This is a genomic window from Ralstonia soli (assembly GCF_023955655.1).
Lineage (GTDB): Bacteria > Pseudomonadota > Gammaproteobacteria > Burkholderiales > Burkholderiaceae > Ralstonia > Ralstonia soli.
Genome location: NZ_JAMXHT010000006.1, coordinates 68661 through 80653, shown reverse-complemented (window position 1 = coordinate 80653; position 11993 = coordinate 68661). Strand labels below are relative to the sequence as shown.

Below are 11993 nucleotides of genomic sequence, written 5' to 3'. Positions count from 1 at the left end.
GTTACATCGCGTTACCGCGTCAGCGGAATGTTCTGGCGTGGCCGGCTACTAACAACAAGATCAACTGAAAACCGGGACTCCTATGTTTGTGTTGAAAGCACGTCACCTGATGGCCGCTGGGCTCGTGTCGCTGGCGGCGTGGTCGGCCGGGGCCTACGCAGGCGCGGTCGAGCAGCTCAATGCCTTTGTGAGTAACGTCAGCACCGCACGTGGCGAATTCGTGCAGCGGCAAGTGAAGGGCGGCACCAATGGCAGCCCGCTGCGCGTGGCCGGCACGTCGAGCGGCGACTTTGTCTTCTCGCGCCCGGGCCGCTTCGTCTGGCGCTATGTGAAGCCGTACGAACAGCAGCTCTCCGCCGACGGCCAGACGCTCTACATCTTCGACAAGGACTTGAATCAGGTGACGGAGCGCAAGCTCGATGCGTCGCTGGGCTCCAGCCCGGCCGCCATCCTGTTCGGCAGCAATGACCTGGCGAAGAACTTCACGCTCAAGGAAGGCGGTACCAAGGACGGCATCGACTGGGCCGAACTCACGCCCAAGGCGAAAGACACCCAGTTCGAGCGCATCGCCATCGGCTTCCGCAGCGGCGAACTGCAGGGGATGGAGCTGCGTGACGCGTTCGGGAACACCACCCTGTTGACGTTCTCGAACATTCAGAAGAATCCGCAACTGCCGGCCAACGCGTTCCGCTTTACGCCGCCCAAAGGGGCCGACGTCATCAAGCAGTAACGCGTGCAGGCCGGTTTTCGACAAGGAGACCGACCATGCCTTTGCCGTTCACCACATCGCTGCAACGTGCAGCCGCTGTTTCCGCGTCGGCGGTGGTGTTTGCGGGATGCGCCTCCACGGGCGCATCCCGTTTTGATGTTGATTCCTTTCTGACCGCGCCCGACACGGTGCTGGCCGAAGCGCTGGTCAACAAGGATTTCCTGCACGCCACTGAGTTGCCGAGTGCCGAATGCAGCGCCTTGGTGAAGGGGCACGCCGGACAGGTTGTGCCGATCCAGGCGCCGGCCGACCCGCGCCTGCCCGAGGCCTCGGCGCGCCAGCCATTCGTGGTCCAGCCGCCGGCCAGCGAGAATGTCTGGCTGCTGCTGCGCTCGCCCAACGGCGCGCAATCGTGCCATGGGCCGCTGCCGGCCAAGGCGTTCATGGGGCTGGTGCAGCGCGCGTCGAACTGAGCGCGCGTCGCGGAAGAGGGGCGCCGGGGCTGCGCCCGGTTTCTGCGACAATCCCCGCATGAACGCTTCTGCTTCTCTCTTTCCGGATGCGCCCGCTCACATGCCGCTGGCCGAGCGCCTCCGCCCGCATACCGCCGACGATGTGATCGGTCAGCAGCATCTGCTCGGGCCGGGCAAGCCGCTGCGCGTGGCCTTTGCCTCCGGCGAGCCGCATTCGATGATCCTCTGGGGCCCGCCCGGCGTCGGCAAGACCACGCTGGCGCGGCTGATGGCCAATGCGTTTGACGCAGAATTCATCGCGCTGTCTGCCGTGCTGTCGGGCGTGAAGGACATCCGCGAAGCGGTCGAACGCGCCGAGCAATTCCGCGCCAACGGCCGCCGCACGCTGGTGTTCGTCGATGAAGTCCACCGCTTCAACAAGAGCCAGCAGGACGCCTTCCTGCCGCACGTGGAAAGCGGCCTGTTCACCTTCATCGGCGCGACCACAGAGAACCCGTCGTTCGAGGTGAACGGGGCGTTGTTATCACGTGCCGCGGTGTACGTGCTCAAGAGCCTGTCGGACGATGAGCTGAAGCAGTTGGCCGAGCGAGCGCGCCAGGAGCTGGGCGGCCTGGAATGGACGCCAACCGCGCTCGACGCCATCGTTGCGTCTGCCGATGGCGATGGCCGTAAGCTGCTCAACAACGTCGAGATCGTCACGCGCGCCGCACGCTCGCAGGCCGAAGGCGATACCGTTCCGGTAATTGACGAGGCGCTGCTGGCGTCCGCGCTGTCGGAAAACCTGCGCCGGTTCGACAAGGGTGGCGATGCGTTTTACGACCAGATCAGCGCGCTGCACAAGTCAGTGCGCGGCTCCGACCCGGATGCAGCGCTGTACTGGTTCTGCCGCATGCTCGACGGCGGCGCCGACCCGCGCTACCTTGCGCGCCGCATCGTGCGCATGGCGTGGGAAGACATCGGCCTGGCCGACCCCCGCGCGGGTCGCATCACGCTGGATGCCGCGGAAACTTACGAACGCCTCGGCTCACCGGAAGGTGAGTTGGCGCTGGCTCAGGCACTGATCTACCTCGCTATCGCGCCCAAGTCCAACGCCGGCTACAACGCCTACAATGCCGCACGCGCGTTCGTCAGCCAGGACAAGTCGCGCACCGTGCCCGTGCACCTGCGCAACGCGCCGACCAAGCTGATGAAGGAGCTCGGCTACGGCCACGCCTACCGCTACGCCCACGACGAGCCCGAAGCCTACGCCGCCGGCGAAACCTACTTCCCTGACGATCTGCCCGCGCAGAACTGGTACGTGCCGACGCCGCGCGGCCTGGAGGGCAAGATCGGCGACAAGCTGCGGCACCTGCGCGAGTTGGATGCGCAGTGGCACGCCGAACAAGGCAAATCCTCCCGCAACAAATAAGATCTACGGGCCGGTGCGATAAAATCGGTTCTTTCGATCGTTCGCAATCCTCGGGTTCTTTTCCCCACCATGCTTGATATCCAACTGCTGCGCAAAGACATCGACGCCGTCGCTGCGCGCCTCAAAGACCGCGGCTATGTGCTCGACGTGGCCGGTTTTGCCGCCCTCGAGGCCGAACGCAAGGCCATTCAGACCCGCACCGAAGAGCTGCAGGCGCGCCGTAACAGCCTGTCCAAGCAGATCGGCATGCTCAAGGGCAAGGGCGAAGACGCATCGGCGGTGATGGCCGAGGTGTCGGGCATCGGTGATGAGCTCAAGGCATCGGCCGCGCAGCTCGACGTGGTGCAGGCCAAGCTGCAGGATCTGATGCTGTCGATCCCGAACGTGCCGCACGAGAGCGTGCCGACCGGCCGCGACGAAACGCAGAACGTGGAAGTGCGCCGCGAAGGCACGCCGCGCACGTTCGACTTCCCGGTCAAGGACCACGTGGACCTGGGCGCCGCGCTGGGATTGGATTTTGATGCTGGCGCCAAGCTGTCGGGCGCGCGCTTCACGGTCCTCAAGGGGCAGGTGGCGCGCCTGCATCGCGCGCTCGCGCAGTTCATGCTCGATACGCACACGCTGGAGCACGGTTACACCGAAGCGTACGTGCCGTACATCGTCAACGCCGCGTCGATGCGTGGCACGGGCCAATTGCCGAAGTTCGAGGAGGACCTGTTCCGCGTGCCGCGCAAGATGGGTCACGGTGCCGAGGGTGAAGACGGCGAGCGCGTCGAAAACTTCTACCTGATCCCGACCGCCGAGGTGCCGCTCACGAACCTCGTGCGCGACGAGATCATCGCCGCCGACGCGCTGCCGATGATGTTCGCCGCGCATTCGCCGTGCTTCCGCTCCGAAGCCGGCTCGTATGGCAAGGACACGCGCGGCATGATCCGCCAGCATCAGTTCGACAAGGTCGAGATGGTGCAGATCGTGCAACCCGAGACGTCGTTCGCCGCGCTGGACGCCATGACCAACTGCGCGGAAAACATCCTGCGCAAGCTGGAGCTGCCGTTCCGCACCGTCGTGCTGTGCACGGGCGACATGGGCTTCGGCAGCACCAAGACCTACGACATCGAGGTGTGGATCCCGGCGCAGAACACCTACCGCGAAATCAGCTCGTGCTCGAACATGGGCGACTTCCAGGCCCGCCGCATGCAAGCCCGCTTCCGCAATGCCCAGGGCAAGCCGGAACTGGTGCATACGCTCAACGGCTCCGGCCTCGCCGTGGGCCGTACGCTGGTGGCCGTGCTGGAAAACTACCAGAACGCGGACGGCTCGGTGACGGTGCCGGCAGCGCTGCGCCCGTACCTGGGCGGCCAGGAAGTGCTGAAGCCGGCAGTTTGATGGAGTTGCGTTGGCCCTCTTGATTCGGGCGACAAACCTCTGTTATAGTCGCGGTTTCGCGATTCAGCGACCCAGTTACCGGAGAGGTGGCAGAGTGGTCGAATGTACCTGACTCGAAATCAGGCGTACCGGCGACGGTACCGTGGGTTCGAATCCCACCCTCTCCGCCAGAAATGGCATAAAAACCCCGTAAGTTCAAGGACTTACGGGGTTTTTGTTTTTTTTGGCCCATCACCCGACCCATCATCCGGCTTGGGCTAGTAGCGTTATGGGGCGCAGCCTAGTATTGGTCCCCGACCGCTGCTGGCCATCGATGGCAACATCTGTCGCTCCCTCATTGCAGGTGGCCGCCAGTCCTATCCAATTCGAGCACGGCATAGTGCGGCTTCCTGTTTACCTGTCGAACCATCCTGAAAGACAACGAAGGCGGTAAAACCTCATAGCGTCGAAGCCGTTAACCAGATCGTTGTTGCGGCCCGCCGCGATTCAACGCTAAACCGCGTTGGCAAAGGGCTGCACCCCATCGCCAATTGTCCAAGCCTAAGGATCGATATGAACATTCCGCGCCGGTCGCCGCGTCATGAACGCGATTTCAACTGGTTCCTCAACATGACGCTCTGGAACCTCGTAAGCTGCCACGCTAGCCTCAGGCCGGGGGCGCAGCCGACGGATTTCATGCGAGAGATCCTCAACGTCGTGGAGATGCGAGACGATTCCTCGGTCGAAGAACCGCTGGAAATCGTCATGCAGTTCGTGTCCGACGCCGAAAAAATCAAAGGGCAGGCGTGGGCTGCAAAGTCCCCCATCTGTTCGGTGCTCGTGTCATGCACATACTGCCTGCGGGCCATGGACGTCATGGAGGCGGGCGATCCGAATCTCGCATGGTCCAATATGGCCGATGCCCGGTATTGGTGTGGTGTTGCGATGTCGAGTCAAGGCCTTGATGAGGCGCGTGAACTGGTGATCGGGGAAGCTTCGGCCGAGGCCCTGGTCATGAAGGCGAAGTCAGGCGCGGAAGCCCGAAAAAGGGCATATGCGCCAGTTCAGGAACGTGCCTATCAATTGGCGTGGGAGCGCAGGCCGGCATCGGGCTGGCAGTCCCGCGCTCAGGCTGTGGATAAAATCAAAGAGGAAGTCCATGCTTTCTCGCTGGAGCACGGGCCAGCGCTGAAGAAAAATGACAGCCTACGCCGGACGCTTGACGGCTGGCTCGCCCAGATGCCAGACGCATCGGTGCTGTTCCCATCCAGGAAAACGAAAGCCTGACACCTGCTGAACCAGCAGCCCGAGCAGTGCCACCTCATTTCGGTCGGCGCCGCGTACGTGTACGCGCAGCGCCTGCTGCCTTTCGGGGCCACGCCCCCGGAACACCCCGTCACGGTTGTGCGAAATACGCCTGACGTCGCTCCCCCAGAAAATTCTCTGCACAGTTTGCCGGCACACGGCATATCCGTCAGGGGCGGCTTTCCCTAAATTGCGTTCATCGAATCCAACTGAAACCAAGGAGCTATTCGATGAGTGCCAATACACGCAGCAAAGTCCTTCGCCTGAAACGCATGAAGGAAAAAACGGGGATCTCGGGGAGCAGCATCTACAACAAGCTCAATCCTCGCAGCAAGTATTACGACGCAACGTTTCCCAAACCGATACGGCTTGGACTGGGGGCGGTCGGTTGGTTTGAGGCCGAGGTGGATGCCTGGTTGGCGAGTCGCCCACAGGCCAGTTGATTGACGCGATGTGCTTACGCCAATTGAAGATTGGCAGCGATTTCCAACCAACATACGCGCATGAGAGTCAACGATGGAACCTCAAAATACGACCGGCACCCTCACCCTGGCGAACGCAGAGCAGTTGATCGAACAACTGGATGCGTTACAGCCGGGCAAGCAACAGCAAAAGACGACGTTGTTCCGGAAGCTGTATCCCGCAATTGAGCGAGCACTGGCGCGCGAAGTACCGCAGAAAGCGGTCATCGCGGAATTGACAACTCGGGGCTTGCCTCTCTCCATGGGAGGTTTCCGCTCGTTACTCGAAGCTGAGCGCAAACAGCGCGCCGAGCAGGGCGAGTACGTTTGCTGTGAATTCTGCGGCTCCGTCCTACCGGCATCGAGCGCCGCCTCGAATTCGAGAGGTGCGCCGAGATTGGCCAGCCTGATCGGGACGGAAAGCGTACAGCCGTGAGTCAGCCATGTTGGAAAGACGAAAAATGAATGCCAGGAAAGACCACGCACCGTCTTCCTCGGGGCAGTGCATGTCATTGAAGATTTACGTAAAACGCGAGAAGGGCCTGGGCAACATCATGCAGATGTCATTTGCATGCCATACCGGATCGGGCGTAAGGAGGTTTGCGTGGATCCGTTGACGACGCTACAGCAGCCTTACCCATTGAATGCGTTTCATCTCGTTATCAAGGAGGCGGCAGAAGAAGTTGTGAGGCACGTTCAAGCGCCGGATGCTTTGGTCGGGATGGAATTTCTGACCAATATGTCGGCATCGGCGCAAGGACTTTACGACGTGCGTTTGCCGACCGGCCAGATTCGTCCGCTCTCGCTCAATCTGCTTACGGTTGCGGACTCGGGCGAACGTAAGACGGGTGTGCACGATCTGGTGGCGGCGCCGCTCTATGAGTTTGACCAGGAGCGCATACGGAGGCACGAGGCCGATTTCGCGCAATATGAGCTTGATATGCGTGTCTGGGAGCAGATCGATAAGGGCCTGCGTCGTCGGCTCACCAAGCTGACGCAGGAGGATAAGCCAATCGAAGAGACGTGCCTCCAGTTGTCCGAGCAAGCGGCGGCTAAACCGGTAATGCCCAGGCCTCGGCGCATCATGCATCAGAACGCGACTGAACGCGCCATCATGGATGCGCTTGAGGGGGACGGCGAATCCATCGCATTCATCAGCGATGAAGGCGACGTCATCATCAAGGGGGGCGCGCTCAAACAGCTCGGCGTGCTCAATAAGGCGTGGGATGGCGCGCAGATGCTGACGATGGATCGGAGCAATGGCGTCAGCATCGTTGTGCGCAACCCGCGTGTGACGGTTTCCTACCAAGTGCAGCCTGCCGTCCTCAAAGAGCTCTTAGACCGGCGGGGTGACGTCATGCGTGGATCAGGTCACTGGGCGCGATACCTTGTAGGCTGTCCGACGTCGACCCAGGGCATCCGCTTTACGTATCGGCTAACCAACGAGTGGCGCCATTTGCCGAGGTTCCACGAGTGCATGCGTGACGTGCTTAACGAACGGGGGCGCCGTATCGACGCCGGTGTCATGGAGCGAACGACGTTGGAGTTCATGGAGGACGCGAGTTCGCGCTGGATCGTCCTGGGAAATGAACTCGAATCCGCCTTGGGCCTTGATGGCGATCTGCACGATATCAAGGACCATGCATCCAAGGCGTTGGAGATAACGGGTCGTGTCGCGGCATTGCTGCATGTGTTCTCGATGCAAGAAGGGGCGATCTCGGTTGATACGCTAAATAGGGCGGTTTCCATCGTCGGGTGGCATATCGACGAATTCAGGCGAATCTTCTCGCCTGAATATGCCGTTCCGCAGGAGCAAGCGGATGCACAGGTGCTCGAACGTTATCTGCGGAAACGCTACGCGCGTTGGAACCGATGGGTGGTGGAGAAAAATAAGGTGCTACGGAATGGGCCGGTACGTCCAGTGTCGCGCCTTGATGCCGCGTTGGACTGCTTGAATGCTGCGGGCGCCGTGTGGGTCGGAGTCGGGCTGCGCAACGAGCAATATATCAATCTCAACCAGGCATACTTCGGGTCGCAGACGACGATGGGATTCTGAGGCATTGGCCGTACGCGGTCGGGTGCCTTGGGGCCACGCCGGATGTTTCGAGGCAGAGGACTTTTTGTGAGCTGTGAGAAGAGGGCGCAAGTTGCCCTCTTTTTTGTTCCGTGAACACTGCGGTGCTGATCAGTTGCGCGCCATGCAGGTGCAAGGCGATGTCAATGCATGCCGGAATGAGATCAGATGAAGTCGATGCAATGACGGGCGCAATCTGTTGTTGCTCGGCGGTGACGGCGGTTCCAAGTGGCCACTCGCCAGCCCAGCCGCGCGAAAGACGCGATGTGGGCGCATTCCGGCGGACTCTCCTTAAAAAAATAGAAGCATCCCCGGCCGTGCTGGGTAGATTGTGCGGTCCGTGTCAATTTTTCCTTGAGCCTCCGGATTTGACATGCGATTCATGCGACTAGTCGCATGAATCGCATGTCTTGGGGAATGGCACCCACGAATTAATGAGGTCGGCACTGGTTGATCCGGTTTGTTCCCGAAGGGCGCCATTGCTGCTCTCACGCGAGCCGAAACGCGCGTGAGCGCGGGAATGGCCGAAATCTCAGCAGCGGCGCCTCCCATTCCGGTGGCTGACCGGCTTGCAAGGCGCAGACGCCTGTCGAGATCGCAAAGTGACATCGATTGTTTCTCTTCCGCATGTGCGAAGGCCCTCTCTGGCAGCCTGTTGCGCTTTGCTGGACTCGGGCTGTACGTAAAGTGCCGACGTTCCGGCTTCCGAGAGCTCGGCCTGTACCTGTCATGATCTTTACATGGCCCTGCGATGCAGATGATCCCTTCTTGCCTCCACAACGCTCGCCTTTTCGTCTTCTGACATCGCCTGGATACGCACTGGCCCGAGATGACGTTCCGGTGTTCGGTCAATGCCTTGCTCTTTGAGTGTCCGGTGATCGACCCGTGCTGTCTGTCCTGCCTTCTCCAATGCAGCGTTTTGCAGCTCGGCGCATGTCTTGCGCGTTTGAATGACTTCGTCTCGCAGCGCCAGTCGGTTCTTCCCGCCGCTATCCTTCCTGCAACCACCTCGCTCCGGATGCTTGGCGTTGTATCGGCTGAACATTTGCTCCGGCGACCGCTCGATGCCGTCGTGCATGCGATCGGAGAACATCACGTGGAGGTGCGCATTGGTTTTCCCTTCGAGGGCGGACCGGGGGGCATGCACCGCGTACTGGTAGGGCTTGTCGCCTACCATCGCCGGGATCAAGTCATCCACCAACTCTTTCCGCTGCTCGTGCGTCAGCTCGGCTGGTAGCGCGATTTCATGCTCGCGATAGACAGCGCCGTTGGCGCGTTCGTGTTTGTCTCCGGCTTTCCAGAACAGCGCGGGGTTGTCGCTTGCCCATGCCGGCATGTTGCCGTGCCCCGTAGAGATAAGATCTTCCCGCTGGCCGTACTTGCCCTGCCGGGCAATGTAGGCCGCGTGATTCGCAGCGGTACCCTTCTTACCGCTCTTGATGCAATGGTGGAAGCTTGCCATGGTGTTACTACCCTTTCTTGAATATGAATAAAAAAGCCAGCGAAATGATCTCGCTGGCTGCTTGCGGGTAGGGTATTCAGAGTGGCGTTGATGCCGGATTATGAGAAAGGTTAAGTGCGCGTCCCTATATCCTCTCTTGTATAGGGTTGGTTTTCTCTCTTGTATCCCTTCTCTACTATCGAAGATGCTCTGCCAATCAGCTTGATTACTCTCCCGCATACCATATAAGGGGAGTTATAAAAATACATACAACAGTAATCAGTGTCGAGAAGCTGATGAGGGGTGACGGCTGGAGATGCCTCTACGTGTCGCTTCAATTGTGCCCAGTCGATTCGGATGTGACACCAAGCGCTCTGCCTATCGGCAATGGGTGGACTTACCTGTGCCTTTGCGTGTCCGAAGTGTCGGTCTCACGTTTCGACCGGAACAAGAGGGTTGTTCGGTGATGGTCCTTGTAAGTGACTATGCCGGTTGACGATTTTGCTCTAGTTACCCACGTACTCAAGAAATTGCCATACGTGCCGTCAAGCATATCAATGGCAACAACCTCTTAAGAGAAAATGCATCGGTCGATATTTAAATTGGATATGGTAAAGGGGTTGGCTATCTGTGCGGCAGTTCTCAGTTTGGTAGGTTGTGCTGCGAGTGTTGACGATATACGGCCGGTAAACGAAGCTACGGGCGCGATCCAGAGGGATTCGCTACTGTTCAATGACTGGTTCGAGTACAAGAAGGTGGGAAAGAATCACTTGATGAGTGATGGTCTCTGCGGCCCTGGAAAAAGAAAAACAGCCTTCTTTGTCACTCTGTCAGGTGGGGGAAGTCGTGCTGCATACTTCGCGGCGCGTGTTCTACATGAGATAGATCAGGTAGATCGAGCCCCGCTTACAAAAAATATTGACGGAATATTCTCGGTTTCAGGTGGAAGCATTACTGCTGCGTTGTACGGCGTGAGTCGAGATGAGCCTGAAGTGGGAAATGATGATCACGTCTGGCCGATTTGGTCAGAAAATCTGACAGACGATGTGCTATCGAAGCCGCTAGGGCGATCGATGGCGACTGAGCTTGTGAAGCCGTACCTTCTGTCGTCCTATCTTTTCGGGGATCTGACCAGAACGGATTTGCTTCAGGTAGCAATCGAGAAGGAAATATTTCTTAACCAAGGGAGTCCAATAACTTATCGATCGTTGAATAAGTCACGCCCTCCAATTTTTGTTATTTCGGCGATGGCAACATCTGAAGGAGAGGATTCCTTCGCTCCCAGGCCGTTTGGTTCGCTATTCGTTTTCTCGAGGCCGGATCTCGCTAGAATTGGGGACGACATTGATTCGGTATCGATCGCGAAGGCTGTGTCTGCTTCGGCGGCTTTTCCTGGATTGCTTTCTGCTGTAACGCTACCTCGCTATCGACGCAGCGTGCACGAAGTTCAACTTGGAAAACCGAGATTTGTGCATCTTATTGATGGGGGGAACGCTGACAATCTAGGGTTGCTTGGCGTCAAGCGGGCGCTTCTCGAGAATGATTATCGGCTGCTAAGGGACTGTGAAACTATCGCTGTTCTCTCGGTCGATGCATTCGGGAAGCAAGGGGTTCATAGTGACACAAACTCTCATGAGTCATCTCCGGTGGGCTGGTTATTCGATCACAAGAGTGCGCTCGCCAGCTTTGATGCTTTGCTTGCGGCAAATAGGGCCAGACTTCTCGGCGAATTCAAGTCGCGCTTGTTTATGCCGCCAGGGAGTGAGGAGCTGTGCGAGAAAGATGGTTTGCCAGACGATGTTTGTGGGGGTGGCGTGCGATTGGACTGGGAGGATGTAAATCGCCTGTTAAAGAAAAAGCTTTACTTTGTGCACCTAAATTTCGATAGTCCGGAGGTGGTTTCTCAAACGTCATTCACATACTGTAACGGGAATTGGCCAGATCGGTCGGGGTGTGAGGTTAAGCCTTTGGACGGCTTTAAGCTGCAATGTTTGGAGCGCCAGCTAAGACGTCGCATCAAGGCGATTCCTACAACGTTTGGGCTTAGTCAGGATGAAAAATCTGACTTGCGCGCATTTGTGTCACTTATCAATCAGCCAAAAAATGTTTGCTTTCGTCATCTTTCGGATGTTGTAAATAATGGTGAGGTGCACAGTCAGCAGTTCTATGAGCTGGCATCTGCGAGTTGCGACGAGACTCCCGTATTGAAGCGTGGTGAAGTGCCTGTAACCAAGGTGGGAGGGCATGCTCGCGGGAGAACGTTTGGGGACGTAATTTTGCGTGACATGAAAAAGCGCTTTGAGACCTCCGATGAGAAGTGTATCGATAGCTTGGTTATCTCGCATGAGGAGCAAATTGAACTCTTGTATGATGCAAAAATTAAATTGATAAAATATCATCAATACTTGAGCGACTGATTTAATGGTTGGATTGATTTTCCTTTGATCCTGTCGAGAAACTTAGTGCCGTACGCAGATGGTGTGGAACCAGATTATCCTGTCGTCTACCGCCGGGGGGGGTACGTCGGCAGTGGCGGGTTGGGGAACGATGTTGAGGGGTATCGGGGGCATCGCCGGCTCGACATTGGCGGATGCTGCTGCGTGGAGCATGAAGTCAGCCGTGCCGCAGAGGTAGGAAAATGAAAGCCCCCAACGCTGGATATTGCCAGTGGGAGGCGGTAGGCTACCTTCTGGATAATAAAAAAATGTATCCTCTGGGGTAATGGTCGCCAAGAGTTTATCTCTGGTGACTCGGAGG

Annotated in this window: 10 protein-coding genes and 1 tRNA gene; 10 read left to right on the top strand and 1 reads right to left on the bottom strand. The window is 58.5% G+C overall.

The annotated features are described in order from the left end of the window. Positions 1 to 82: 82 nt before the first annotated feature. The 9 genes from lolA (at position 83) to NG900_RS16260 (ending at position 7777) form a co-directional block, all read left to right on the top strand. Positions 83 to 730 (top strand): outer membrane lipoprotein chaperone LolA, encoded by a 648-nt coding sequence (gene lolA, locus NG900_RS16300; protein ID WP_252682350.1) that lies wholly within the window; start codon positions 83 to 85, stop codon positions 728 to 730. A 35-nt stretch (positions 731 to 765) separates the two neighbouring features. Beyond that, positions 766 to 1182 (top strand): hypothetical protein, encoded by a 417-nt coding sequence (locus NG900_RS16295; RefSeq protein WP_252682348.1) that lies wholly within the window; start codon positions 766 to 768, stop codon positions 1180 to 1182. 100 nt (positions 1183 to 1282) lie between these two features. Further along, complete coding sequence (locus tag NG900_RS16290; RefSeq protein ID WP_252682829.1) at positions 1283 to 2590, top strand: replication-associated recombination protein A; 1308 nt, start codon at positions 1283 to 1285, stop codon at positions 2588 to 2590. A gap of 69 nt (positions 2591 to 2659) precedes the next feature. Further along, a complete protein-coding gene (gene serS / locus NG900_RS16285; RefSeq protein ID WP_252682346.1) occupies positions 2660 to 3976 on the top strand; it encodes a serine--tRNA ligase in 1317 nt (438 codons plus the stop codon). A gap of 80 nt (positions 3977 to 4056) precedes the next feature. Then, positions 4057 to 4146: transfer RNA gene (locus NG900_RS16280), tRNA-Ser, on the top strand. A 382-nt stretch (positions 4147 to 4528) separates the two neighbouring features. Next, the gene (locus NG900_RS16275; RefSeq protein WP_252682344.1) at positions 4529 to 5242 is read left to right on the top strand and encodes a hypothetical protein; all 714 of its coding nucleotides are present in this window, start codon (positions 4529 to 4531) and stop codon (positions 5240 to 5242) included. Positions 5243 to 5490: 248 nt separating this feature from the next. Further along, positions 5491 to 5703, top strand: a complete 213-nt coding sequence (locus NG900_RS16270) for a helix-turn-helix transcriptional regulator (RefSeq protein ID WP_252682343.1) — start codon at positions 5491 to 5493, stop codon at positions 5701 to 5703. A gap of 73 nt (positions 5704 to 5776) precedes the next feature. Continuing rightward, positions 5777 to 6157: a hypothetical protein gene (locus NG900_RS16265; protein WP_252682341.1), complete on the top strand. Its 381-nt coding sequence runs from the start codon at positions 5777 to 5779 to the stop codon at positions 6155 to 6157. 168 nt (positions 6158 to 6325) lie between these two features. Continuing rightward, entirely contained in the window at positions 6326 to 7777 is a 1452-nt protein-coding gene (locus tag NG900_RS16260) for a YfjI family protein (protein WP_252682339.1), read from the top strand. Between the two features lie 754 nt (positions 7778 to 8531). Here the strand turns inward: NG900_RS16260 and NG900_RS16255 are convergent. After that, positions 8532 to 9257 (bottom strand): MobA/MobL family protein, encoded by a 726-nt coding sequence (locus NG900_RS16255; RefSeq protein ID WP_252682337.1) that lies wholly within the window; start codon positions 9255 to 9257, stop codon positions 8532 to 8534. 752 nt (positions 9258 to 10009) lie between these two features. Between NG900_RS16255 and NG900_RS16250 the strand changes: the two genes are divergently transcribed. Beyond that, positions 10010 to 11653: a patatin-like phospholipase family protein gene (locus NG900_RS16250; RefSeq protein WP_252682335.1), complete on the top strand. Its 1644-nt coding sequence runs from the start codon at positions 10010 to 10012 to the stop codon at positions 11651 to 11653. Positions 11654 to 11993: the final 340 nt, after the last annotated feature.

Coding starts and splice junctions, on each gene's coding strand:
- lolA (WP_252682350.1), top strand. CDS start 83: ATGTTTGTGTTGAAAGCACGTCACCTGATGGCCGCTGGGCTCGTGTCG.
- NG900_RS16295 (WP_252682348.1), top strand. CDS start 766: ATGCCTTTGCCGTTCACCACATCGCTGCAACGTGCAGCCGCTGTTTCC.
- NG900_RS16290 (WP_252682829.1), top strand. CDS start 1,283: ATGCCGCTGGCCGAGCGCCTCCGCCCGCATACCGCCGACGATGTGATC.
- serS (WP_252682346.1), top strand. CDS start 2,660: ATGCTTGATATCCAACTGCTGCGCAAAGACATCGACGCCGTCGCTGCG.
- NG900_RS16275 (WP_252682344.1), top strand. CDS start 4,529: ATGAACATTCCGCGCCGGTCGCCGCGTCATGAACGCGATTTCAACTGG.
- NG900_RS16270 (WP_252682343.1), top strand. CDS start 5,491: ATGAGTGCCAATACACGCAGCAAAGTCCTTCGCCTGAAACGCATGAAG.
- NG900_RS16265 (WP_252682341.1), top strand. CDS start 5,777: ATGGAACCTCAAAATACGACCGGCACCCTCACCCTGGCGAACGCAGAG.
- NG900_RS16255 (WP_252682337.1), bottom strand. CDS start 9,257: ATGGCAAGCTTCCACCATTGCATCAAGAGCGGTAAGAAGGGTACCGCT.
- NG900_RS16250 (WP_252682335.1), top strand. CDS start 10,010: ATGAGTGATGGTCTCTGCGGCCCTGGAAAAAGAAAAACAGCCTTCTTT.